Source organism: Chryseobacterium binzhouense, from assembly GCF_007474545.1.
Taxonomy (GTDB): domain Bacteria; phylum Bacteroidota; class Bacteroidia; order Flavobacteriales; family Weeksellaceae; genus Chryseobacterium; species Chryseobacterium binzhouense.
The window spans coordinates 828,231-851,596 of the sequence record NZ_VKOG01000001.1 but is presented as its reverse complement, the minus strand read 5'-3'; the positions used below and the strand labels follow the sequence as shown (position 1 = coordinate 851,596).

At 34.7% G+C, this 23,366-nt stretch carries 27 protein-coding genes; 6 read left to right on the top strand and 21 right to left on the bottom strand.

Annotated elements, in window-relative coordinates:
• Window positions 1–39: 39 nt before the first annotated feature.
• From FNE73_RS03880 to tpx, 8 genes are all read right to left on the bottom strand, one after another.
• The gene (locus FNE73_RS03880; RefSeq protein ID WP_228429862.1) at window positions 40–276 is read right to left on the bottom strand and encodes a helix-hairpin-helix domain-containing protein; all 237 of its coding nucleotides are present in this window, start codon (window positions 274–276) and stop codon (window positions 40–42) included.
• 31 nt (window positions 277–307) lie between these two features.
• The gene (locus FNE73_RS03875) at window positions 308–721 is read right to left on the bottom strand and encodes an SRPBCC family protein (protein ID WP_143883449.1); all 414 of its coding nucleotides are present in this window, start codon (window positions 719–721) and stop codon (window positions 308–310) included.
• Window positions 722–784: 63 nt separating this feature from the next.
• Complete coding sequence (locus tag FNE73_RS03870; protein WP_143883448.1) at window positions 785–1,216, bottom strand: VOC family protein; 432 nt, start codon at window positions 1,214–1,216, stop codon at window positions 785–787.
• Between the two features lie 16 nt (window positions 1,217–1,232).
• Window positions 1,233–1,757 (bottom strand): DinB family protein, encoded by a 525-nt coding sequence (locus tag FNE73_RS03865; protein WP_143883447.1) that lies wholly within the window; start codon window positions 1,755–1,757, stop codon window positions 1,233–1,235.
• 11 nt (window positions 1,758–1,768) lie between these two features.
• Window positions 1,769–2,140: a DoxX family membrane protein gene (locus FNE73_RS03860; RefSeq protein ID WP_143883446.1), complete on the bottom strand. Its 372-nt coding sequence runs from the start codon at window positions 2,138–2,140 to the stop codon at window positions 1,769–1,771.
• 102 nt (window positions 2,141–2,242) lie between these two features.
• Window positions 2,243–2,833, bottom strand: coding sequence for a Crp/Fnr family transcriptional regulator (locus tag FNE73_RS03855; protein WP_143883445.1), 591 nt, complete (start codon window positions 2,831–2,833; stop codon window positions 2,243–2,245).
• Window positions 2,834–2,986: 153 nt separating this feature from the next.
• Window positions 2,987–4,198, bottom strand: a complete 1,212-nt coding sequence (locus FNE73_RS03850) for a DUF763 domain-containing protein (protein WP_143883444.1) — start codon at window positions 4,196–4,198, stop codon at window positions 2,987–2,989.
• A gap of 69 nt (window positions 4,199–4,267) precedes the next feature.
• A complete protein-coding gene (gene tpx, locus FNE73_RS03845; protein WP_143883443.1) occupies window positions 4,268–4,765 on the bottom strand; it encodes a thiol peroxidase in 498 nt (165 codons plus the stop codon).
• Window positions 4,766–4,934: 169 nt separating this feature from the next.
• Between tpx and FNE73_RS03840 the strand changes: the two genes are divergently transcribed.
• Window positions 4,935–7,154, top strand: a complete 2,220-nt coding sequence (locus tag FNE73_RS03840) for an NADP-dependent isocitrate dehydrogenase (protein WP_143883442.1) — start codon at window positions 4,935–4,937, stop codon at window positions 7,152–7,154.
• 75 nt (window positions 7,155–7,229) lie between these two features.
• Here FNE73_RS03840 and FNE73_RS03835 read toward each other — a convergent pair whose 3' ends face one another.
• Entirely contained in the window at window positions 7,230–7,571 is a 342-nt protein-coding gene (locus FNE73_RS03835; RefSeq protein WP_143883441.1) for a phage holin family protein, read from the bottom strand.
• Window positions 7,572–7,621: 50 nt separating this feature from the next.
• Window positions 7,622–8,044: a PaaI family thioesterase gene (locus FNE73_RS03830; RefSeq protein WP_143883440.1), complete on the bottom strand. Its 423-nt coding sequence runs from the start codon at window positions 8,042–8,044 to the stop codon at window positions 7,622–7,624.
• Window positions 8,045–8,121: 77 nt separating this feature from the next.
• Here FNE73_RS03830 and FNE73_RS03825 point away from each other — a divergent pair, with 77 nt between their 5' ends.
• A complete protein-coding gene (locus FNE73_RS03825) occupies window positions 8,122–9,429 on the top strand; it encodes a DEAD/DEAH box helicase (protein WP_143883439.1) in 1,308 nt (435 codons plus the stop codon).
• 19 nt (window positions 9,430–9,448) lie between these two features.
• On the opposite strand, the gene FNE73_RS03820 is transcribed toward FNE73_RS03825, so the two are convergent.
• From FNE73_RS03820 to namA, 6 genes are all read right to left on the bottom strand, one after another.
• A complete protein-coding gene (locus FNE73_RS03820) occupies window positions 9,449–10,456 on the bottom strand; it encodes a cytochrome-c peroxidase (RefSeq protein ID WP_143883438.1) in 1,008 nt (335 codons plus the stop codon).
• A 302-nt stretch (window positions 10,457–10,758) separates the two neighbouring features.
• A complete protein-coding gene (locus FNE73_RS03815) occupies window positions 10,759–11,091 on the bottom strand; it encodes a hypothetical protein (protein WP_143883437.1) in 333 nt (110 codons plus the stop codon).
• A 109-nt stretch (window positions 11,092–11,200) separates the two neighbouring features.
• Entirely contained in the window at window positions 11,201–11,584 is a 384-nt protein-coding gene (locus tag FNE73_RS03810) for a DoxX family protein (protein ID WP_143883436.1), read from the bottom strand.
• A gap of 153 nt (window positions 11,585–11,737) precedes the next feature.
• Complete coding sequence (locus FNE73_RS03805) at window positions 11,738–12,070, bottom strand: CCC motif membrane protein (protein ID WP_143883435.1); 333 nt, start codon at window positions 12,068–12,070, stop codon at window positions 11,738–11,740.
• 22 nt (window positions 12,071–12,092) lie between these two features.
• Window positions 12,093–12,380: a DUF2752 domain-containing protein gene (locus FNE73_RS03800; RefSeq protein WP_143883434.1), complete on the bottom strand. Its 288-nt coding sequence runs from the start codon at window positions 12,378–12,380 to the stop codon at window positions 12,093–12,095.
• 26 nt (window positions 12,381–12,406) lie between these two features.
• A complete protein-coding gene (gene namA / locus FNE73_RS03795; RefSeq protein ID WP_143883433.1) occupies window positions 12,407–13,456 on the bottom strand; it encodes an NADPH dehydrogenase NamA in 1,050 nt (349 codons plus the stop codon).
• 106 nt (window positions 13,457–13,562) lie between these two features.
• On the opposite strand from namA, the gene cdd reads away from it, so the two are divergent.
• On the top strand, window positions 13,563–14,045 hold the full coding sequence (gene cdd, locus FNE73_RS03790) for a cytidine deaminase (protein ID WP_143883432.1): 483 nt from the start codon (window positions 13,563–13,565) through the stop codon (window positions 14,043–14,045).
• Between the two features lie 148 nt (window positions 14,046–14,193).
• Here cdd and FNE73_RS03785 read toward each other — a convergent pair whose 3' ends face one another.
• From FNE73_RS03785 to FNE73_RS03775, 3 genes are all read right to left on the bottom strand, one after another.
• A complete protein-coding gene (locus tag FNE73_RS03785; protein WP_089742150.1) occupies window positions 14,194–15,585 on the bottom strand; it encodes a type III PLP-dependent enzyme domain-containing protein in 1,392 nt (463 codons plus the stop codon).
• Between the two features lie 105 nt (window positions 15,586–15,690).
• Window positions 15,691–16,320 (bottom strand): thiamine diphosphokinase, encoded by a 630-nt coding sequence (locus FNE73_RS03780; RefSeq protein WP_143883431.1) that lies wholly within the window; start codon window positions 16,318–16,320, stop codon window positions 15,691–15,693.
• On the bottom strand, window positions 16,310–16,879 hold the full coding sequence (locus FNE73_RS03775; protein WP_143883430.1) for a cob(I)yrinic acid a,c-diamide adenosyltransferase: 570 nt from the start codon (window positions 16,877–16,879) through the stop codon (window positions 16,310–16,312). Before FNE73_RS03775 ends, FNE73_RS03780 begins: the two co-directional genes overlap by 11 nt.
• Window positions 16,880–17,189: 310 nt before the next feature.
• Between FNE73_RS03775 and FNE73_RS03770 the strand changes: the two genes are divergently transcribed.
• From FNE73_RS03770 to FNE73_RS03760, 3 genes are all read left to right on the top strand, one after another.
• Window positions 17,190–19,409 carry an ATP-binding protein gene (locus FNE73_RS03770; RefSeq protein WP_143883429.1) on the top strand — a complete coding sequence of 740 codons (2,220 nt, stop codon included), beginning with the start codon at window positions 17,190–17,192 and terminating at the stop codon, window positions 19,407–19,409.
• On the top strand, window positions 19,399–19,947 hold the full coding sequence (locus FNE73_RS03765; protein WP_143883814.1) for a biliverdin-producing heme oxygenase: 549 nt from the start codon (window positions 19,399–19,401) through the stop codon (window positions 19,945–19,947). The genes FNE73_RS03770 and FNE73_RS03765 overlap by 11 nt, the downstream gene beginning before the upstream one ends.
• Before the next feature lie 119 nt (window positions 19,948–20,066).
• On the top strand, window positions 20,067–20,993 hold the full coding sequence (locus tag FNE73_RS03760; protein ID WP_143883428.1) for a malate dehydrogenase: 927 nt from the start codon (window positions 20,067–20,069) through the stop codon (window positions 20,991–20,993).
• Between the two features lie 114 nt (window positions 20,994–21,107).
• On the opposite strand, the gene kbl is transcribed toward FNE73_RS03760, so the two are convergent.
• Window positions 21,108–22,304 (bottom strand): glycine C-acetyltransferase, encoded by a 1,197-nt coding sequence (gene kbl / locus FNE73_RS03755; protein ID WP_143883427.1) that lies wholly within the window; start codon window positions 22,302–22,304, stop codon window positions 21,108–21,110.
• Between the two features lie 120 nt (window positions 22,305–22,424).
• Entirely contained in the window at window positions 22,425–23,339 is a 915-nt protein-coding gene (locus tag FNE73_RS03750; protein WP_185147279.1) for a T9SS type A sorting domain-containing protein, read from the bottom strand.
• Window positions 23,340–23,366 lie beyond the last annotated feature (27 nt).

Here is a 23,366-nt window from a genome sequence, read left to right as displayed (position 1 = left end):
TCGTTTATTTAAATAGTATTTCGACATTAACTAACAGTATTAGTTATTAAAGGAAATTTGATTCTCCTGCATATAAATCTTGAGTTTTTTCATCGTATTCTTCCCAAATCCATGAAGCTGCATAATTTCTTTTTCTGAATATTTTGCAAGTTTCTCCCATGAATCTATTTTCTCATTTGCCAATGCACGCCTTGCCGGCGCCGCAATAAGTCCTTCTAAAAACAAACCATATTGCTCTTGCTCCGCCTGTGAAAACAAACGTAAACTTTTTGCCATGATTACTAAATTGATCATGTGGTAAGAAATGCTAATTGTTTTCTACATGCTTGTGAAAATTATCCAATATGGCATACCAGCCTTCACGCTGCATTTCCGGAGAATTTTGATTTTCGGGATCAAAAGTTATTTCAATATTTGTTGTATTGGCATCAAGCTCATCAAAAACAATATCAACCTTTCTTCCATCGTCCAGATGATATTTAATTCTCTGATAAGGACTTACTTCGTCATAAGTTCCTTCAAAATCAAATCCGAAACTTTTATCTTTTGCTTCCATTCTGTTTTTAAACTTTCCACCTACCCGAAGATCGTTTTCCGAGTGTGGACATTCCCATGATTCATGAGCAAAATTCCATTGGGTGATATGCTGCGGATCATTATAATAATTCCATACTTTTTCCACGGGAGCCAAAATGGTAATATCTATTTTTATAGGTTCCATAATATTATTTTAAATTGATTTTTATTTCTGTACAATTCTTATCATTTAGTTTTAAATATAGGGTTATTTTGTGTATTCTTCGTTATAATTAATCATCCAATAAATTCCGTATTTATCCTGAAAACTTCCAAAATAATCTCCCCAAAACTGATCTTCTAAAGGCATTTCTATATTTCCTCCTTCAGAAAGTCCTTTAAAAAGCAACTCTGCTTCTTCTCTGGATTCCGGGAAAACCGAAACATAATTATTGTTTCCAATATTCAGTGTTTGTCCGAAACCCGGAATAATATCCGATCCCATCAACAGATCATTCCCGATTGGAAGGGCAATGTGCATTACTCTGTTTTTCTCTTCATCTGATAGATTTTCAGTTCCCGGAGCATTTCCCATCTTATGAATTTCTCCCACAAACTCGCCTCCAAAAACAGATTTGTAAAAACGGAAGGCTTCTTCTGCTTTTCCATCAAAATTTAAATAAGGGTTTAATTTAGCCATGATATTATTTTAAATGTTAATATTTCATATTTTCGTCAAAATCATATTTCATGCCTTCATATCCTAAGATTTTGCGCATCAATCCTATTTGTCCGCACAAATAATCTTCTCTTCCAATGCACATTCCAACGAAATTCAGCACAGTTTCCGGAAAAAAATCAATATTCATTCCCATCGGAAAAGCTTTATCTAAATATTCATCCGAAACTTCCAATAATTTCCTGTATACCAAAGGAGAAATCTTATGAAAACTTTCCTTAAGCTGTTTCAAGGTTGGGTAATCTAAATTTTCATCCAGAGTTTTTCCCTGAAAGAAATAATCTTTAAATTCAAACTCCTCATTAAGCCCTAAAACATTTCCCATGGCATAGCGCATGTCAAGAAAATTCCCAGCCATCCAAATGATGTGATTGGTTTTTCCTTCTATTCTTTTTAAAGCGTCTCCCTCAGAAATTTGATCCAGAGCCATCAGAAAATTTTGGCTGTGACCACGAAATGCAGGAATGATAATGTCTAATTTTGTTGATTGTGGTGTATCCATAGAATTAACAGTTAATTGATCAGCATTTTAATTTTTTCTTTATTATCAAAAAGAATCCATAGATTAATGATAAAGAAAATTCCTGAAATCATCAATCCTTCAGGCATAAAAGTCGCATTGTGGCAAATAATCCCTACCATTACCGGAAAAACCATAACAGCACCCAATGCTCTTGTTTTAGGAATCAGAATCAGAATTCCGCTGAGCAGTTCTATAAAACCGACTAACGGAATAAGCCAATGGAGAGACATTATTGCTTCATTCACTTTCTGAAGCGCTTCCGGCATTGGCGGAACAGGCATATAATGTAAAAATTTATCTAAGCCAGCATTGATAAACATCAAAGCGAAAATGGCGAATACTATTGTTTTAATTATTTTCATGGTTATATAAATTTTAATTGATAAAAATTATATGATATACTGTATTTTATTAATTCAAATTTAGAGTTTAATCCAAAAAAATAACTTGCCATAAGACAAGTTTTAATTTTTTGTGGGATGAGAAACCAATTCTTTTCGGATCCTGCTTAATGAGGTATCTGTAATGCCAAGATAAGAGGCGATCTGCTTAAGAGGTGCAAACTGGATGACATGAGGTTTTTGCTCTAAAAGATTAAGATAACGTTGGGTAGCTGAACGCGTAAATATTTCAACGGAACGCTGTTTTCCGATGAAAAGCTGCTGCGACATCCATGCTCTTCCCCATTCTCTGAGATTAGGAATTTTATGAAAAAGCTCCTGAAAACTGTCAAAACTAAATTTCCAACATTCACAGTCTGTAATGCAGACAATATTTTCCTGAGTCGGAATCCTCTGAAAAAGTGATGAGACCTCAATAATAATTTCATTTTCTGTAAAAAAGCTGATTGTTACATCATTTCCGTTGAAATCATTTACAAAAGAACGAGCTAAACCTTTCTCCAAAATATAATACTCGTTGGCTGTTTTTCCTTCCTGTAAAATAAAGTCTCCTTTCTGAAAGCATACTCTTTGATGTGCCTGAAAAATCTCTTCAAGCTCTTCTTCTAAGAAAAACGGGAAATCATAACATATTTCTAAAGCTTTATTACTCACAATTAGTTTTTTGAGTCTTAAAATTAAAATTTTTATTGGAATAGAGCGTGAAATATTTTACCGTCGGATTTAATTTTATCGAAAAACTATAAATTCTCCAAAAACATAGATGTTTTTCAATTTAAAATAGACATAAATTCAGCAAAGGCGTAACTAAAACAGAGAAAGCTGAATAGATTTTGTGTCGGCAGGTTTTTTAGCATCACCAAAAACGGTTTTCCCTCCGAAACGCCATGAGTTTTGCCTTTCTTCTTCAATTACATCATTAATATCAAAATCCGGAGTGAAATTTTTCTCAGCATCAGAAATTATCTTATGTAAATGATTGACAGACTTTAATTTATCTGAATTTCCCAACTTTGATTTTTCAATTCCCTTTTGTAAAATTGAAATTGTTTCGTCATACACATTAATAGGAACCGGGAACGGATGACCATCCTTTCCGCCATGTGCAAAAGAAAATCTCGCCGGATCTCTGAACCTTGAAGGAGCACCATGAATAACTTCACTTACCAAAGCAAGACTTTGTAAAGTTCTGGGACCAACGCCTTTCAACAGCAGCAATTCTTCGAAATTTTCGGGCTGATTTTCTCTGGTCATATAAAGAAGTGTTCCCAGTTTTTTCAGATCTACATCCGAAGCACGTACATCGTGATGAGCAGGCAGAATCAGATTTGCAAAATCCTGCATGATTTTCTCTGAGTTGGTGTGCGAAATCTCCAGAATACCTTTGCGGTTTTCTTGAGCTTTACTGGCTGTGAGATTCAGAATATTTCCACGATTGATTCCCTGAATTCCTTTATGAGGCTCTTCAACAAAAGATTCCATATTTTCTGAATGCCAATGATAACGTCTTGCTGTTCCGTCGGAGTCATTCATTCCCTGCTGAACAACCGACCAGCTCCCTTCATCCGACAAAATGAAATTATGAAGATACAGCTGATAACCATCTTGAATTGCTGTGTTATCAACTTTTGCAGAAAGCTTACTTGCTCTAATCAACTCATTTCCATTGAGTCCGGTTTTGTCTGCAATCACCAACAATTCGTTGGGTGTTTCTTTTGAAAACCTTCCTTTACCACCACATATATAAATGCCAAGCTGTTTAGAATGAGGATTGATGCTTCGTTTCAAAGCGCCCATCACAGACGTTGTAATTCCTGAGGAATGCCAATCCATGCCCATCACCGCACCAAAACTCTGAAACCAAAACGGATCTGCGAGCCTTTTGAGAACTTCGTTTTTTCCGTAATCTGCAAGAATGACTTCTACAATTGAAAGCCCGAGAATCGACATACGCTCATACAGCCAAGGTGGTACTTTGCCGTAGTGAAGAGGTAATGTAGCGGTTCCGGAGCGTTTCACTGTCTAGATTTTTGATTATGGAAATTAAAGCCTTACGAATCTATTCATAAGGCTTTCTATTTTAAGTTTTTATTTTAATGATGCTAAAGCTGCATCATAATTTGGTTCGTCAGCAATTTCCGAAACCTGCTCAGTATAGACTACTTTATTATTTTCATCCGTCACGATCACGGCACGGCTTAGAAGTCCTTTCATTGGAGAATCGGTGATTGTTACTTCATAATCATCTCCGAAACTGCTTCTGAAATCTGACAAAGTTTCTACATTATTCAAACCTTCGGCAGCACAAAATCTTCCTAATGCAAAAGGCAAATCTCTAGAAACATTAATAACTACCGTATTGTCTAATGCAGAAGCCTGCTCATTGAACTTTCTTGCAGAAGATGCGCAAGTAGGCGTATCAATACTTGGGAAAATATTGAATACTTTTTTCTTTCCTTCAAAATTTTCAAGAGTTTTTACATTCAGACCTGCATCTACTAAAGCAAAATCTCTGATTGTAAAACCAACTTCAGGAAGATTTCCTATAGTATTTACTTCGTTTCCTTTCAGGGTAATTTTTGACATAATTTATTTTTTAAAGTTTTTCAAATTTAGTCATAAAAGAAAATTTTTCCTATGGTATAAAGGTTAAATTAATCTTAAATTGGAAAATCTCCTTGATAATTAAATTAAAGAATTTAAAATTTAACTAAATTTGTGAATCTTAAATTTCAAACAATAAACGAACAGTATAATGTCAGAAAAATCAAAAATCTATTACACACTTACGGATGAGGCTCCTATGTTGGCAACACACTCGTTTTTACCGATTGTAAAAGCGTTTACAAAATCTGCAAATATTGAGATTGCCGTTCCTGATATTTCTTTGTCTGGAAGAATCCTTGCCAACTTCCCGGAGTTTTTGAAAGAAGATCAAAAGATTGGTGATGCTTTGGCTGAACTGGGGCAATTGGCTACTCAACCTGATGCAAATATTATCAAGCTACCCAATATATCTGCATCTGCACCTCAGTTAGATGAAGCAATCGCAGAATTGCAGTCCAAAGGTTTTGCGGTTCCCAATTATCCGGCAGAGCCTAAAAGTGATGAGGAAAAAGCGATCAAAGCGAAGTACGCTAAAGTTTTAGGAAGTGCTGTAAACCCTGTGTTAAGAGAAGGAAATTCTGACAGACGTGCTCCAAAAGCCGTTAAAAACTATGCAAAAGCAAATCCTCACAGAATGGGCAACTGGGCTTCAGACAGCCAAACAGATGTTGCTCACATGGAAAGCGGAGATTTCTACGGAACAGAAACTTCAACAACAGTAGAAAACGCAACAAAATTTAAAATTGTATTTAAAGGAAATGATGGTTCTGAAACTCAATTAAAAGATTTCGCTGCTCTTCAGGCTGGAGAAGTTATTGATTCTTCAGTAATGAATTTGAATGCTCTGAAAACTTTCGTTGAAAAAGCAATTCAGGAAGCTAAAGACAGAAACGTCTTGTTATCTGCTCATTTGAAAGCAACGATGATGAAAATTTCTGACCCTATTATTTTCGGAGCTATTGTTGAAACTTTCTTCAAAGATGTTTTTGCTAAATATGCGGATACTTTTAAATCTTTAGACATCAATCCAAATAACGGTCTAGCTGACTTATTTGAAAAAATCAAAGGAAATGAGCAGGAAGCTAATATCAAAGGCGATATTGAAGCTGCATTAGCCAACGGTCCAAGAGTAGCGATGGTAAATTCAGACAAAGGAATTACCAACTTCCATGTTCCTTCTGATATTATTGTTGATGCGTCTATGGCTGCATTGGTAAGAGGCGGAGGAAAAATGTGGAATAAAGACGGAAACGAAGAAGATACGGTGTGCATTATTCCGGATCGTTCTTATGCAGGTTTTTATCAGGCTGTAATTGATGATATGAAAACTCACGGAAAATTGGATCCTACGACAATGGGTTCTGTTCCGAATGTTGGTTTGATGGCTCAGAAAGCTGAAGAATACGGTTCTCACGATAAAACATTTCAGGCATCCGCTGACGGAAGTATTGAGGTTCAGGACGAAAACGGAAATATCCTTCTTTCTCAGAAAGTAGAAAAAGGAGATATTTTCAGAATGTGTCAGACAAAAGACGCTCCAATCCAGGACTGGGTAAAATTAGCGGTTAACAGAGCAAGACTTTCTGATACTCCGGCAATTTTCTGGTTGGATAAAGGAAGAGCTCACGACAGAGAAATGATCAAAAAAGTTGAAAAATATTTAGCCGATCATGATACAAACGGACTTGATATCAAAATCCTTGATGTAAAAGATGCCATGACCGAAACTTTAAAAAGAGCAAGAGAAGGAAAAGATACGATCTCTGTATCAGGAAATGTTTTAAGAGATTACTTAACAGACCTTTTCCCAATCCTGGAGCTTGGAACTTCTGCAAAAATGCTTTCTATTGTTCCATTAATGAACGGTGGTGGGTTATTCGAAACAGGAGCGGGTGGTTCTGCCCCGAAACACGTTGAACAGTTCATCGAAGAAGGTTATCTGAGATGGGATTCTTTAGGTGAGTTTCTTGCTTTGCAGGCTTCTTTGGAACATTTGGCACAAACTCAGGGAAATACAAAATCTCAGGTTTTAGCTGATGCATTAGATGAAGCCAATGCTAAGTTTTTAGCTACAGACAAATCTCCGGCAAGAAAAGTAGGACAGATTGATAACAGAGGTTCTCACTTCTACTTGGCAATGTATTGGGCTGAATCATTAGCAAACCAGACTTCTGATGCTGAATTGGCTAAACAGTTTGCTCCGATTGCAGAGGCAATGAAGGAAAATGAGGACGTAATCAATGCTGAATTGATCGGTGCTCAAGGTAAACCGCAGGAAATTGACGGTTATTATAAGACAGATACATATAAAACTTATGCAGCCATGAGACCAAGTACTGTTCTGAATGAAATCATTGACGGAATTTAATTCCTGTTACATATAAAAAGAAAAGTTCGGCAAAATTGCCGAACTTTTTATTTTTAACTTTGAAGAAAATTACCATTAATCTTTTGAAAACATGGAATTTGCCAGAGAAGTAATAAATGACAAAACAATACTGAATATAAAAGCCCACCAGAATCCGTCAACATTCATGCTGTCTATAAAGTAATCTGCGATAAGAACAATAACGGCATTAATAACCAATGCAAAAAAACCTAATGTAATGATCGTAAGCGGAAGACTGAAAAGGCTCAGAACCGGTTTTACAATAAGATTTAAAATTCCCAGCACAATTGCAAAAATAACTGCCGCTGAAAAGCTCTGAAAGTGAACACCTGGCAAAAGTTTTGTGAGAAAAAATGCAACTATTGCAGTAATAAGCAAACGGATAATCAGATTCATATATTGAAATTTATTTATTAAAATTATAAAAAACTTTTTAATTACGGCGGTTATTTGATTTTCATCATCGTTACCAGAGAAGTAGCCACATGACTTTCATGGTCATTATTATCGTTGACGATATAAATTTCAGTTCTGATCACACTAATTTTAGAACCTCCTTTTACAACATAAGATTTTGAAACCAACGCATCACCAATCGCAGGACGCAGATAATTAACTTTAAGCTCAACCGTCACAACGTAGCAATCTTCTTCGTAATGACTTACTGCTGCATAACCGGAAGAAACATCAACTAAAGAAGCAATCATAGCTCCGTTAAACATTCCTGCCTTTCTGGTCATGAGTTCCATTTTCGGAATTTTAATGGAAATAAAATCGGTTTCAGCTTCCAGTAATTCTGCTTTGTAGAATTTTAAGGTTTCGGAACGGTTGAAACTGTCGGTAATGAGCTTTCTTTTTTCGGGAGACATTTTTAAGGTTTAAGGTTTAGCAAATTTCTTTAAATTTATTCAATTTACAGTAAAAATCTTTCGCTTACCTTTGCAGCATGGAATTACAGTCAATTTATCAGAGTCTTAAAATTCAGGAGATGAATCAGATGCAGAAATCTGCATTCAAAGCAACAGAAAACAATACGGACGTTATTTTATTGTCTCCGACAGGTTCGGGAAAAACACTGGCGTTTTTGTTTCCGGTTCTCAGAAATCTTAAAAAAAACATATCTGGAGTTCAGACTTTGATATTGGTTCCTGCAAGAGAACTCGCACTACAGATTGAACAGGTTTTTAAAGCAATGGGAACAGATTTCAAAGTTTCCGTCTGCTACGGAGGACACGATAAAAAAATTGAAATCAATAATCTGACTGAAGCTCCTGCTGTACTGATAGGAACGCCGGGAAGAATTAAATATCATCTTCAAAACAGAAACTTTGATGCTTCCACCATTAAATCTTTAGTTCTGGATGAATTTGACAAGGCTTTGGAATTGGGCTTTCAGGAAGATATGGAATATATTATCGGAAATTTAAAAGGTTTATCCCAAAGAATCCTGACTTCTGCCACAGCAATGAACGAAATCCCAAAATTTACAGGACTTCAGAATGAAAAAATAATTGATTTCCTGAAACTGGGAGAAAACAAACCTGATATTCAGCTGAGAAAAGTAATGACCATTTCAGAAGAGAAACTGGATACTTTATTTCACCTCATCTGCAAAATAGGAAACAAAAGAACGCTTATTTTCTGCAATCACAGAGAAGCTGTTGACCGTATTTCTGAGCTTTTAAAAGATAAAGGTATAGACCGTGAAACTTTTCATGGCGGAATGGAACAGGATGAAAGAGAGCGTGCTCTGCTGAAATTCAGGAACGATTCTGCGAGAGTTTTAATTACAACCGATCTTGCAGCAAGAGGACTGGATGTTCCTGAAGTGGAATCGATTGTTCATTATCAGCTTCCGCCCAAAGAAGATGCTTTTATTCACAGAAACGGAAGAACTGCAAGAATGAATGCCAAAGGTTTTGTATATCTCATTATGACGGAAGAGGAAAATTTTCCTTTCATCAAAAACGATGTTCCGGTTGAAGACGTAAAAGAATTCACCAAAGTTCCGGAAAAAACTTCGTTTCAGACGATATACATCAGCGCAGGAAAAAAAGATAAAGTTAACAAAGTAGATATTGTAGGATTTCTGATGAAAAAAGGTGAACTCCAAAAAGATGATGTAGGATTGATTGAAGTAAAAGACACGACTTCTTATGTTGCCGTTTCCAGAAGCAAAGTCAATGCACTACTCAAAAAACTAAGCTCTGAAAGACTGAAAAATAAAAAGGTAAAAATGGAGATCGCTTACTGATCTTCTTTAACTGATGTATCTATTTTTTTTGAAATGCAGGATTAGAAATAAATGCAGAATCATTCAAAGCTGCCAAAAATTGCAGAAGATCAGCCCTTTGCTTTGCACTAAAAATAATTGGCTTTTGAAGCTGGCTTGCTAAAGTGGAAGATTTTTCAATTCCTTTTTCGTAATGATCCAAAACTTCGTCCAAAGTTTGAAACCTTCCATCATGCATGTAAGGATAAGTAAATGCCAGATTTCTAAGGCTCGGAATTTTAAACATCTGTTTATATTTCGGTTCCATCGTTTTATTCCATCTTCCGTAATCATTAAGTGTGGGATCAATAGGAAGTCCATTATTGGCAAAATCATAGGTTGAGAAAAGCGGCTCTGCATGACATGAGCTGCAATTTGCTTTATAAAGCTCGTAACCAGCCTGCTCAGATTGGTTAAACTGGGCTTTTTTCTGCTTTATTTTATCATATTTTGAGCCAGCTGAAATAAACGTGAGCTGAAACTGCGAAAGTGCTTTCATGGCTCGTTCTGCCGTTGCAATGCTGTCACCGAAGCTTCTGTAAAAAAGCGTTTTATATTCTTTTGATTTATTCAGTCTTCTTACTACCGCATTAATGTCTTCTCCCATTTCTTTAGGATGATTGATCGGAGCTAAAGCCTGCACATCAATATTAGTCACCACTCCATCCCACATAAAAGTTTTTTGCCACGCCAGATTAAAGATCGCCGGTGAATTTCGTTCTCCGATTCCTTCTTCAATTCCTTTGCTTAAATGATTTCCTGCGTGGGAAAATGCCTGATTAGAATTGTGACAGGATGAACAGGAAATGGTATTATTCCGGGATAAAATCGGATCATAAAAAAGCTTTCTTCCCAGTTCTACCGTAGAACTCTTGAGCGGATTTTTCCTGAAATTATAAACAGGTTTGGGGAAATATGATGGATACATTAACTTCATATCCTGAATACCATAAAATCCCATCAGTACAAAAAGAAAAATAAAAATAATCGGTTTAAATTTTAAGTTCACGGTTAATAAAGTTTTTAATCTTTAATGGATTTATAGTTTTCTGATGGATTCTGATAATTTTGGAGAGTTTTGATTATTTTTAAAACATTGTCTTCAACAATATAGATCAAAGTATTATGTTTCGTAATTAAAATTTTATGGTCTTTAGTACTTTCGTAATTTTGGAAAACTACATTACCTTCAGTAATAATATCAATAACTTCATCTAATTTTATTAGAAAGTTTCAAAAACGCTGATATTCCATTTTTTGAGAAGGTATTCTTCAATATTTTTTAAATCAGAAAGTGATTCGTCAGAAAAATTAATTTCCATGTTTATAGTTTTCCAAACGTAATCTTGTCATTTTCATTACCTCTTTGTAATCATGAACTCTACCATTTCGAAAATCTTCTTCACTTTTTTTTAGTGATTCAAGAATCTCTTCTTTAGTTTCATTTTTCCAAATGGGCTCAATAGTTTTTGAAATTCTTAAAAGCTCTTCAGGAGTAAATCTTTTCTCTTTTAGCTTTTTAAAAAATGTTGGTTTTTTAATTCCTGATTTTTCAATGATATAAGACATTTTAAAAGGAGATTTTTTTAAAATCTCATCTATATTATTTTGTATTTCAATAAATTTTTCAATTTCAGCTATCATAATCTTATTTATTTTAATGTCTAATACTGATACAAATATAATCAATATTATATATCAATCATAAAAAAACCTGTTGTAAAACAGGTCAATATATTAAAACATTAATTGATTAATCCGTAGATTTAACCGCCCAAAGCAAAAGAAGTGGCTGCATAAAAAGTCTGGCTAATCTTTTGTTATCAGAATCAAGTCCGAAAGCATCTCTTCTTTCTTTGTATTGGGTATAGTTTCCCGGAAAAACAGCGGTGAATAATCCTGCGGCAAGTTTTCCTACAAAAGATTCATATTTTTTGGGTGCTGCAATAATGGCGGTTCCCATCGCAATTTCTACAATTCCCGAATAAACAACAGTATCATCTTTTTCGAGCGGAACCCATTCCGGAACTTGCGCCTGGAACTCTTTTCTTGCAAAGGTCAGATGTCCGATTCCTGCGGTAATCAACATTGCTCCTAATCCGTATTTCGCGATTGTTTTAATAGTGTCTGAATTCATAAAATAATTTTTTGATAAAAAGCCAATAATTATTCCAAAAAGAAAAACAAGTATAAATTCAATGTATTAACAACTAAATAAAATGGCTGATTACTCAAAAAAAATGGCTGCTTTATTTAGAATAAAACAGCCATTATATCTATCTATAATATCTTATTGCCCTAAAAGCTCTCTCATTTTTTCCTGCATCAATTCCTGATCAGAAATTGCTTCAAGACCAAACACCGCAATGAAAATGATATTAATTACTAAGTAAAGAGCACTTAATATCAAACCGATGATACATAAGATTCTACCCGTATTCAGATTGCTGTAATCAGAATAAAGAGACGGATTGGCATTGTAAAGTGCAATATCTTTCTTGTAAAGCACAAGTCCTACAATACCTGCAATAAGCCCTAAAACTCCGTAACAGCAGCACCCCACAATGGAAACAATTCCTAAAACAAGAACAGCTGTAGCATTGGGTAATTTTTGTTGATTCATAATATAATTTTTAATGTTTAGTTTAAAAAGCTGAAAAATGTTTATAAAAATAAGAAAAAACCATAATGACTGCATTAATTATGGCTAAAAATATCAATATCTGACCGTAATTTCTTTTCTTGTCTAAAAAATTGAGTATTACAAAGCCAAAAAACATCAGAAGAGTGTACACCGCAGGATACATCTGAAATGCTTCTGAGAACTTCCCCTGAAATACCAAAACAATTGCCCTCTGCGTTCCACAGCCAAAACATTCTATTCCCAAAAACTTTTTGCTGGGACACGGAAGCATAAAATCTTCTATGTGCATCGTCTGTTAATTATTATTTCACAAATCTAAGAAATTTTTGCTCTCAAATACTGATGAGGAAAAAAACAATCTTCTTTCATTTCAAATGAGCCTTGAACAGCAAGATAAGGATTTCTTAGGATCTCTCTTGCTACAAAAATAAGATCTGCCTCACCATTCTGAAGAATTTCTTCTGCCTGCTGACTTGTAGTGATCAATCCTACTGCTCCTGTCTGTACATTTGCCTGATTTTTTACTGCTGAAGAAAAAGGCACCTGATAACCGTCAAATACAGAGATTTTAGCTCCGTGGATATTTCCTCCGCTGGAAACATCTATCAAATCTACTCCATGATTCTTTAAAACCTGCGCAAGTTTCACGCTGTCATCAATACTCCAACCGTTTTCGGCATATTCTGTACCCGAAATTCTTACAAAAAGCGCAACATTTTCATTTAACTCTTCGTTCACGGCATCCACAATTTCAATCAGAAATCTGATTCTGTTTTCAAAACTCCCGCCATATTCATCATTTCTGATATTGGATAATGGTGATAAAAACTGATGTATAAGATAGCCGTGCGCACCATGAATTTCAATCACATCAAATCCTGCTTTTACAGATCTTCTTGCAGCTTCTTTAAAATTTTGAACTTGTTCTTTTATTTCTTCCAGAGTCAATACATGAGGTACTCTTTCTCCTTGCTGATAAGGAATTGCACTCGGAGCTAGAGTTTCCCAGCCATCTTCCAACGAAGTCTGAACATTGTTCCACGTTGAAGCCTTTCTTCCCGCATGAGCGAGTTGAATACCTATTTTACTCTCTGAATGCTGATGTACAAACTGTACAATTTTTTTTAATTCTTCAGCCTGTTCGTCATTCCAGATTCCCATGCAGTGGTTCGTAATCCTTCCTTTCGGTTCTACACCAGCTGCTTCAACGATCAAAAGTCCTGTTCCGCCTTGAGCCCTGCTGCCGTAGTGTACAAAATGAAAATCATTTGCAAGTCCGTTTTCACAAGAATACATACACATAGGCGACATTACCCATCGGTTTTTAAGTTCTACATTTCTGAATTTTATTGGAGAATATAACATTAAGCTTAATTTTTAATGCACTAAAAATACAAAAAATAGATTGAGAAAGGTTTATTGCCCAAGTCATTAAAATAGTTTACATTTACGCCCCCTTTTTAAATACATTATGGAAAAAAACATAGCAATAAAGTACAATCATTTTAAAAGCAAAACTGAACTGACAGAAATAGAACAAAAACTTTTCGAGCAGGCAAAAATCGCACGAAAAAATGCTTACGCTCCCTATTCTGAGTTTTTTGTCGGTTGTGCAGTTCTTTTGGAGAATGGTGAGATTTTTTCCGGCAACAATCAGGAAAATGCAGCTTTTCCTTCCGGGTTATGTGCAGAACGAACAGCACTTTTCTGGATTGGAGCTAATTATCCGGATCAAAAAATTAAGAAAATATTTATTGTGGGCGGACCGAAAGAATTTTCAGAAAAAAATCCACCGATTCCTCCCTGTGGTGCTTGCAGACAGAGCATTATGGAATATGAAACCAAACAGAATGAAAATATTGAACTGTATTTTGCGAATCTGAATGATGATATCATCAAAGTTTCATCTATAAAAGATTTGCTTCCGTTTTATTTTGATTCTACTTTTTTATAAACTGCAGCTTTGCAAAAGACATTACTTAGGATAGAAAATCCTTTTTAAAGTATTATTCATAAACAGCCTAAACCTGATAATTTAATTTTATTGATGATAAAGGCTGTTTATAAATTCCTTTTAGAAACTATGTAGTTGAGAAGATTGTTTAATATCCCAATAATTTTAAAACATCTTCCGGCTCCTGTTTTTCTCTGAAAATTTCATACTGAAACTCACCGTTTTCATCTTTCTGGATCAGAATATGTCTTGGCTGTGGCATCAGACAATGATGCACACCTCCATAACCTCCTATCGTTTCCTGATAAGCTCCGGTATGGAAAAAGCCAATATAAAGAGGTTTAGTATCGCTGAAAACAGGAAGGTAAATAGCATTGGTATGCTGCTCAGAATTATAATAATCGTCTGAATCACAAGTTAATCCACCGAGAAAAACCCTTTCATAAGAATCTTCCCAACGATTTAAAGGAAGCATGATAAAGTGTCTCGAAATTGCCCATGTATCGGGAAGTGTAGTCATGAAAGAAGAATCAATCATGTTCCATTTTTCTCTGTCATTCTGGCGTTTCTGAGAAATAATTTTGTATAAATTAGCACCACTCTCTCCTACCGTAAAACTTCCGAATTCTGTATAAATATTAGGTTCTTCCACTCCTTCCTCTTCGCAGAATTTTTTGATCTGGGAAGCAATTTCTTCCACCATATACTGGTAGTCATAATCAAAGTTGAGAGAAGTTTTGATTGGAAAACCACCTCCGATATTCAGAGAATTTACTTCCGGTGCAATTTTCTTCAGACGCGCATATACACGAAGACACTTATATAATTCGTTCCAGTAATAAGCTGTATCTTTTATCCCGGTATTGATGAAAAAGTGAAGCATTTTCAGTCTTGCATTAGGATGCTCCGCAATTTTCTGGCTATAGTATGGGATAATGTCTTTGTATCCGATTCCTAATCTGGAAGTATAAAATTCAAATTTCGGTTCTTCCTCAGAAGCTATTCTGATTCCGATATCAAAAGTAGTATCAATACTTTCCGTAAGTTTATCAAGCTCACGGTAATTGTCAAGAATCGGGGTAATATTTTCAAAACCGCTGTTGATCATGTCTGAAATTTTCGCCAGATAATCATCCGTTTTGAAACCATTGCAGATTACCTCAATATCCTTAGAAACCTTTCCTTCATTATAAAGCGACTTTACAATATCCATATCATAAGCCGATGAAGTTTCTATAGAAATATCATTTTTTAGCGCTTCTTCAATTACAAACTTGAAGTGGCTGGATTTGGTACAATAGCAGTATCTGTATTCTTTCTTATAATCAATTTTCTCGAAAGCTTCTTTAAACCAGCCTTTTGCTTTCTGGATATTCTGAGAAATTTTCGGGAGGTAACTTACCTTTAGAGGCGTTCCAAACTTTTCAACGACATCCATCAGCGGAATATCATGAAACAACAAATTGTTCTCAGAAACATTAAATTCTTCCGTTGGAAAATATAAGGTCTGATCAATAAGTTCCGAGTATTTTATCTTCATTTTTGAACGAGTAAATTAAGAATGCAAAATTGCTAAAAAAGTTTGGTTTTTGGGTTTTAAATTCTATTAAAATTTTCAAAAAATAAAATACTGTAATTGCAGCATCTACACATACTTTTTTCCTATAAAAACAAGCAGGTTTCCTTTTTCATAATTAATGCTCACCTCATTCTCTACCGCAAAATTACGGTTTCCGATTTTTGAGGTCATGCTCAGGTTTTCGTTATCTAAAACCCAGTTAAGTCCGGACGTAGAAATCTTTTCAACATAGGGAAAAGGGTAAAGAGATATCATTTTATCTTTTACATTTTCCAACACAAAATTATCGGGAATAAAAAAATATTCAGAAAACTCGTCGTAAAACTTTATGTTTAAATTTTCTTTAAAAGAAAAAGCAACTGTGAGATTTCCCAAAAAATGATCCTGCTCACCGCCGCTTCCGCCCAAAACATCAATATTTTTAAAGCCTTTTTCTGAAATAATTTCTAAAGCCTTCTGAAAATCTGTTTTGTTCTGATCGGGAGTATAAATAAATTTATCTTCATATACATTTTCGTCTGCTCCGGAATGCGAGTCAAAATCACCGGAGATAAAGTCTAGCTCGTCTAAAGGAAAACCTAATCGCTTCAAATAATGAAAAGCCCCGTCTGTACAGGCGATAAAAGAATAGTCCTCTAAATCCGGAAGAGATTTGGGAGCTTCTCCGTTAATGAAAAGTAATGCTTTATCTTTCATTCGGATTCCAGTATTCTTCCGGTTCGTTGTTTAATTTTGATATATATCTCGCCAAAACAAAAAGATAATCTGAAAGACGATTGAGATACTTAATCAATTCAGGACGTACTTCTTCAGACTCATTTAAGAAAACTAAAGACCGCTCCGCTCTTCTGCAAATCGTTCGTGCTGCATGCAAAAAAGTTGCAGATTTACCGCCTCCCGGAAGAATAAAATACTGTAGAGGTTCAAGCTTATCATCAAAAACATCCATCCAGTTTTCAAGTTCTTCTATTTCTTTATCCGAAATAACAAGTGTCAGCCTTGATTTTCCATTTGCCAAAAAAAGTTTATCAACGGGCGTTGCGGCTTCAGAGCCCACAGTAAATAGATCAAACTGAATTTTTTTAAGCTGCTTCAAAACCTCCTCATCGTCAATATGACTCTTGGCAATTCCTATAAAAGAATTGAGTTCATCAATAGTACCATAACTTTCCACTCTTGCACTGGCTTTGGAAACTCTTGTTCCTCCGTACAAAGCTGTTTCGCCTTTATCTCCTGTTTTAGTATAAATTTTCATTTTAAATTTGATTTATTTTTCTTAAAAAAATGTTTTGAAAAATTTTAGACTAAAATAGCCTTTTATGATATTGCAGGCAAATATTGTAGCTTTTAAATATTTTTAATGAATTATTAAGAGCATTCTTTTATCTATTTTTATAAATAATTAACTTTGATAAAAGAATATGTATAATAAATCTAATTCAACCACCAAAAATATATTTATAAATTTTAATTTTTGTTAATTATTATTAAAGATCTAATATTACATACTATCCATATGTCATTTTGCATAATATTTTTTTATCTTTGGTAATTATTATATTAATATGAATTTTGTGGAATGCCACGATGAACCCATACATACACCGGGTTACATCCAAAGTTTTGGTTATCTGATTGGCGTTGACACAGCTTATCATACCATTTCTTTTTTTAGCGAAAATATTAAAGATGTTTTCAAAATTGAAAACACATCTTCTCTCTTAGGTAAAAAAATTTCAGATTTCCCTGAAACTTTTCAGACAGTTTTGGCATCAGATATATTTGAAAATGCAGATTTTCTTTCAAGAAGAGAAAACGAAACTTATTTTGACAAAATTACCATTAATGAGAAAATTTATCATTTTTCTGTATTCAGATCCAATCAATATATATTTTTAGAGTTCGAAGCGGTTATTGAAAACAGAAATAAAAGAATTACCAGCAAATATGATAATTTTTATATAATTGACACTGAACAGGAAATCTGGGATCAGCTTCTTACAACCATCTCGAAGATCATAAATTATGACAGGATGATGGTTTATCAGTTTATGGAAGACGGTTCCGGAAGAGTTGTTGCTGAAAAAAACAACGGCAACCTCGAAAGTTATCTGGGGCTGAATTATCCCGAATATGACATCCCTAGACAAGCCAGAGAATTGTACAAAAAAAAGAGAAAAAGAATTTTTTCTAATGTCTATTCCGAACCGGTAAAAATATTAAGCCATACCAAAAAAGATATTGATCTTACTTTCGCCGCAACAAGAGCCATGGCACCTATTCATGGGCAATATATCAAAAATTCAGGATCTTCATCCAGTTTTAGCATTTCTATTATTATAGAAGATCAGCTTTGGGGATTGGTAACCTGCCAAAACAAAGATCCAAAACATATTGATCTTGAAGATCGAGTGCAGGCCGGAATTTTTACCGTTTTAGCTTCTAATGCCTATTCTTCTTTTAAATCTAAAAGAGAATTGGAATACAGGATTAATTTAAACGAAAAACTAAACTTTCTTAAATCTGAATTTTTGAAGCACGGAACTTTGTTTGAAGCTCTTGATGCCAACAAAGCAGAGCTAAGAAAAATCCCTAAAGCAGACGGACTCGCCATTGTTTCGGATCAGGATATAGTACTTGAAGGAATTACTCCTGATAAGAAAAAAATATTCTCAATTATAGAATGGGCTTACGAAAATACCACAGATAATATTTTCAGCAGCAACAGTTTTCTGAAGAATCACGGAGAAGAGCTAGGATTAGATTATAAAACAGCAGGTATCATCATTTATTTTGTAGAAAGAACAAAACGCGAAATGATGATCTGGTTCAGAAAAGAATTTGACGAACATATTAACTGGGCAGGAAATCCAAAGAAAGAAATTGATGTTTTTCTGGATAACGGTATAGAAAAACATACCGTTTCACCAAGAAAATCTTTTGAAGTATTTACTGAAAACATTAAAGGAAGCTCCAAAAAATGGAGTTCAAACAACATTATTTCTGTTAGTCTGATCAGGGACGTAATTCTGGAGACTTCGCACAAGCAATACATTACCATAAAAAAACTTAATGATCAGCTCAAAAGGGTAAACGAAGAACTCGACAGTTTTTCGTACACCATTTCGCATGATCTGGGAACTCCGCTTACGGTAATGAAACTTAATGCACAGATGCTTTTAAAATCTCTTGGCGAAACTGCCGAGAAAAACAAAATCAATTCGATCATAGAAGAAATTGACAGTATGGCGGAAATGATGCAGAATGTCCTTCAGCTAAGCCGAGCAAAACATATTGAGATTAAGCTGGAAACAATTGAGACGAATGCTACCATTCAAAAAATAACCGAAAACGCCAAAATCACTTTTGGTAGTCCGAAGAGTCTGATCGTTATAAAAGAATGTCCTGAAGTTCTCGCAGATAAAACCATGCTGCATCAGGTATTTTTAAATATTATTAACAATGCAATAAAATATTCATCAAATCAGGAAAAGCCGGTCGTGCAGATTGAAGGAACTGATGAAGGTGATAAAATTATCTACCGAATAAAAGATAACGGGATCGGAATACCTGAAGAAAACAAACACAAAATGTTTAAGATTTTCAACAGGATGGATAATGCCAAACAATTTAAAGGAAATGGTGTAGGATTATCTATCGTGCACAGAATCATGATGAGACTGGGAGGAAGTGTAGATTATGAAAGCAATAAAAACGGAACCTGTTTTATACTTACTTTTCAAAAACCTTCCATCATCAAAAACGAAGTTAATAATGCTCTCTGAATATCTTAAAAAAAATACTGCCGAATATCACGATACTGCCGAAAAACTTTTTCAATCGCATAAAATATTCACCAAAACTTTCACATTAAACGATTACAAAAAAATCATTTACAACAATTACCTGATGCTTCTTCACAGTGAAGAAAAAATCTTTAATCTTTTAAATGAAACATACAGCGAAAAGCTTCAGCTGGAAAACAGAAAAAAATTTCATCTTATCGAAAAGGATTTTTTAACCCTTCAGCTGAAAAATGATTCAACATTTTCGTTTGATATTTCTAATGAATCTGAAGCTTTAGGAGCTCTATATGTAATTGAAGGATCTACTTTGGGTGGAAATGTTATTGCTAAACAGCTTTCTAAGACTGAAGGATTTGAAGATATAAGCTTTTATTTTTTTGGATGTTATCAGGAAAAGACCGGAACGATGTGGAAAAGCTTTAAAGAAGTTCTGGATAATCAGATAAAAGAAGAAAACCATAATAAGGTCTTGTCCGGAGCAAAGAAAATGTATGAATTTCTTATCAACATCGGTTAGATCTTAAATAAAAATTAAAATTCCTGAAAAATTGCTCAATTTTTCGGGAATTTGTACATTTGGGAAGTTCAAATAAAAAGAAAGACTAAACAAAAATAAATAATTAAAAAGTACACATTATGAAAGTAACTGTAGTAGGTGCAGGCGCGGTAGGAGCAAGTTGTGCAGAATACATCGCAATGAAAGACTTCTGTTCAGAGGTAGTTTTAGTAGACATTAAAGAAGGATTCGCAGAAGGAAAAGCAATGGATTTGATGCAGACTGCATCTTTGAACGGATTTGATACAAAAATTACAGGTACAACAGGAGACTACAGCAAAACAGCAGGTTCTCATGTAGCAGTAATCACTTCTGGTATCCCAAGAAAACCAGGAATGACAAGAGAAGAATTAATTGGTATCAACGCAGGAATTGTAAAAGAAGTTACAGAAAACTTAGTAAAAAATTCTCCTGAAGTAATCATTATTGTGGTATCTAACCCAATGGATACTATGACTTATCTTGTACACAAAACTTCCGGTCTTCCTAAGCATAAGATCATTGGTATGGGTGGTGCATTAGATTCTGCCAGATTCAAATACAGATTGGCAGAAGCTCTTGAAGCTCCGATTTCTGATGTAGACGGGATGGTAATCGCTGCTCACAGTGATACAGGAATGTTACCATTATTAAGCAAAGCTACAAGAAATGGTGTTCCGGTAACAGAATTTCTTGATGATGAAAAGCAGAAATATGTTATTGAAGAAACTAAAGTAGGCGGGGCTACTTTAACAAAACTTCTAGGCACTTCAGCATGGTATGCGCCCGGTGCGGCAGTTTCTGTAATGGTTCAGGCAATTGCTTGTGATCAGAAAAAAATGATCCCTTGCTCACTGATGCTTGACGGAGAATACGGAGAAAGCGATATCTGCCTTGGAGTTCCGGCAATCATCGGTGCAAACGGAGTAGAAAAAATCGTAAACATTACTTTAACAGAAGAAGAAAAAGCGAAGTTTGCTGAAGCTGCAAAAGCGGTAAGAGAAGTAAACGGAGATTTGAAATTCTAGTTTAAAAAATATTACAATATAAATAAAGCCAAAGCTGAAATTCAGCTTTGGCTTTATTGTTTCAATATAATCTTTGATATTATTATTCTCAAATATTAGATACGCTGCAATTTGTTATGAAATGACACCCAATTCTTTACCCACTTTCTCAAAAGCTGCTATTGCTTTATCAAGATGCTCTCGTGTATGAGCCGCTGAAAGCTGAACTCTGATTCTTGCCTTTCCTTTCGGAACAACAGGGTAAAAGAATCCGATAACATAAATACCTTCATCCATCAGTTTTTCTGCCATTTTTTGCGATAAAGGAGCATCGTAAAGCATTACAGGAACAATAGCTGCATCACCATCAGGAATATCAAAACCTTTTGCTTTCATTTCTGTTCTGAAATATTCTGCATTCTCCATCACTTTGTCTCTAAGGCTTGTATCATCGGAAATCATATCCAAAACTTTCATTGCTGCACCAACTATACCCGGAGCCAGAGAATTTGAAAAAAGATAAGGTCTGGAACGCTGTCTAAGCATATCAATGATCTCTTTTTTACCAGAAGTAAATCCGCCCAAAGCACCTCCCAAAGCTTTTCCTAAAGTAGAGGTAATAATATCTACCCTACCCATTACTTCATTAGCTTCATGAGTTCCGCGCCCTGTTTTCCCTATGAAACCTGTAGCGTGAGAATCATCTACCATTACCAAAGCATCATATTTATCTGCTAAATCACACACTCCTTTCAGATCAGCAACAATTCCGTCCATAGAAAAAACGCCGTCCGTAACAATGATTTTAAATCTGTGATTTTTCTCAGAAGCTGCAATCAGCTGCGCTTCCAGATCTTCCATATTGTTGTTTTTATAACGGTATCTTGCCGCTTTGCAAAGACGAACTCCGTCAATAATTGAAGCATGATTCAGTTCATCTGAAATAATCGCATCTTCTTCTGTAAATAAAGGTTCAAATACACCACCATTAGCATCAAAACAAGCAGCATATAAAATAGTATCTTCCAAACCAAGAAAAGTAGAAATTTTCTCTTCAAGCTGCTTATGAATATCCTGAGTTCCGCAAATAAAACGTACAGAAGACATCCCGTAACCATGAGAAGCAATCATATCCTGTGAAGCCTTCATTACTTCCGGATGATTGGAAAGTCCCAAATAATTATTGGCACAAAAGTTCAGCAGTTTTTTTCCATTAGCTTCAATTTCGGCACTTTGCTGAGATGTGATGATCCTTTCTCTTTTATAAAGACCGTCATTCTCAATATTTTTCAACTCGTTCTGTAGGTTTTCTAGATATTTTCCGGAAATCATATAATAAAATTTTATTGGTGCTAATTTAATAAAAAGCCTTCAAACAAATTGTTTAAAAATTATTTTATCATAATTAAAACTATGAGCTTTTAAAAGACAGCTGATTACAGTTTACCAATATTATTTCTTAATGATTTTTTTGGTAAATTCAGACGTTTTGGTTTTCACTTTCACCAGATACATTCCTGATGCAAAATCTGAAACATCAATAATTTTACCGTTCGAAATTCCATTTTCAGCGTAATTTCTCATCATTTTTCCCTGAGCATCATAAATGGCAATCGTTTCAATTTTACTCTCGGTTTCAATGCTTATTTTTTCTGTAGCCGGATTTGGAAAAACATTAACCCTCTCTTTCTTTGAAATATCCTGAGTAGAAAGTACGGAAAGATTATTAATACTGATATTATCTACCCTGAAACCTGTACCATAATCATCGTAAACAAAATCTATAATCTGTGAATTCTTATATGTTCCCAGTGCGCCGGTATAAATTTGACTTCCATTGGCAAAGTATTGTAATGTATCATCAGATTTTTTAATGACAATTTTCAGATTATGCCATTGATTAGGGGCTAAAACAGGACCTGACACAAATCCGGTTGATGTTCTGTAGCTTAATGCTCCCGTAAGATAATTGATCTTAAAAGCTGCGGTATAATAATAATTTGTACCATCATTATACACTGCCATTTCATAATCGGATCCGTCGAGACCACTAAAACGATAATCAAAAGAAATTTCAATATCATTACTGGTTACCAAAGAAGCAATGTTTTTTTCGATTCCGCACATATCAAGTACATCTTCGTTACTGATTACATTCAGAGAATTTACCCCGTGCGTTGCATTATTATTAACGATCTGTGCATTTGCAGGCGGTATTCCACCCCAATAAGTCCAGCCTTGTTGACTGCCAAGATTTCCTACAGTATATCCTTCTGAGGTCTCAAAAGAAATTCTGTTGATCTGTGCGTTGTATAAAGATGAGCTCAGCAGAAAAACTGCATTTAGAAAAAGTAATTTTTTTTTCATAAAAATCATTTTTAAAATTAAAATATT

Coding starts and splice junctions, on each gene's coding strand:
- cdd (WP_143883432.1), top strand. CDS start 13,563: ATGGAAAAAAACATAGCAATAAAGTACAATCATTTTAAAAGCAAAACT.
- FNE73_RS03785 (WP_089742150.1), bottom strand. CDS start 15,585: ATGAAGATAAAATACTCGGAACTTATTGATCAGACCTTATATTTTCCA.
- FNE73_RS03805 (WP_143883435.1), bottom strand. CDS start 12,070: ATGAATCAACAAAAATTACCCAATGCTACAGCTGTTCTTGTTTTAGGA.
- FNE73_RS03875 (WP_143883449.1), bottom strand. CDS start 721: ATGGAACCTATAAAAATAGATATTACCATTTTGGCTCCCGTGGAAAAA.
- FNE73_RS03760 (WP_143883428.1), top strand. CDS start 20,067: ATGAAAGTAACTGTAGTAGGTGCAGGCGCGGTAGGAGCAAGTTGTGCA.
- FNE73_RS03865 (WP_143883447.1), bottom strand. CDS start 1,757: ATGGATACACCACAATCAACAAAATTAGACATTATCATTCCTGCATTT.
- FNE73_RS03815 (WP_143883437.1), bottom strand. CDS start 11,091: ATGATAGCTGAAATTGAAAAATTTATTGAAATACAAAATAATATAGAT.
- FNE73_RS03840 (WP_143883442.1), top strand. CDS start 4,935: ATGTCAGAAAAATCAAAAATCTATTACACACTTACGGATGAGGCTCCT.
- FNE73_RS03800 (WP_143883434.1), bottom strand. CDS start 12,380: ATGCACATAGAAGATTTTATGCTTCCGTGTCCCAGCAAAAAGTTTTTG.
- FNE73_RS03870 (WP_143883448.1), bottom strand. CDS start 1,216: ATGGCTAAATTAAACCCTTATTTAAATTTTGATGGAAAAGCAGAAGAA.
- FNE73_RS03770 (WP_143883429.1), top strand. CDS start 17,190: ATGAATTTTGTGGAATGCCACGATGAACCCATACATACACCGGGTTAC.
- FNE73_RS03780 (WP_143883431.1), bottom strand. CDS start 16,320: ATGAAAGATAAAGCATTACTTTTCATTAACGGAGAAGCTCCCAAATCT.
- FNE73_RS03880 (WP_228429862.1), bottom strand. CDS start 276: ATGGCAAAAAGTTTACGTTTGTTTTCACAGGCGGAGCAAGAGCAATAT.
- FNE73_RS03835 (WP_143883441.1), bottom strand. CDS start 7,571: ATGAATCTGATTATCCGTTTGCTTATTACTGCAATAGTTGCATTTTTT.
- FNE73_RS03825 (WP_143883439.1), top strand. CDS start 8,122: ATGGAATTACAGTCAATTTATCAGAGTCTTAAAATTCAGGAGATGAAT.
- FNE73_RS03775 (WP_143883430.1), bottom strand. CDS start 16,879: ATGAAAATTTATACTAAAACAGGAGATAAAGGCGAAACAGCTTTGTAC.
- FNE73_RS03860 (WP_143883446.1), bottom strand. CDS start 2,140: ATGAAAATAATTAAAACAATAGTATTCGCCATTTTCGCTTTGATGTTT.
- FNE73_RS03765 (WP_143883814.1), top strand. CDS start 19,399: ATGCTCTCTGAATATCTTAAAAAAAATACTGCCGAATATCACGATACT.
- kbl (WP_143883427.1), bottom strand. CDS start 22,304: ATGATTTCCGGAAAATATCTAGAAAACCTACAGAACGAGTTGAAAAAT.
- tpx (WP_143883443.1), bottom strand. CDS start 4,765: ATGTCAAAAATTACCCTGAAAGGAAACGAAGTAAATACTATAGGAAAT.
- FNE73_RS03830 (WP_143883440.1), bottom strand. CDS start 8,044: ATGTCTCCCGAAAAAAGAAAGCTCATTACCGACAGTTTCAACCGTTCC.
- namA (WP_143883433.1), bottom strand. CDS start 13,456: ATGTTATATTCTCCAATAAAATTCAGAAATGTAGAACTTAAAAACCGA.
- FNE73_RS03750 (WP_185147279.1), bottom strand. CDS start 23,339: ATGAAAAAAAAATTACTTTTTCTAAATGCAGTTTTTCTGCTGAGCTCA.
- FNE73_RS03810 (WP_143883436.1), bottom strand. CDS start 11,584: ATGAATTCAGACACTATTAAAACAATCGCGAAATACGGATTAGGAGCA.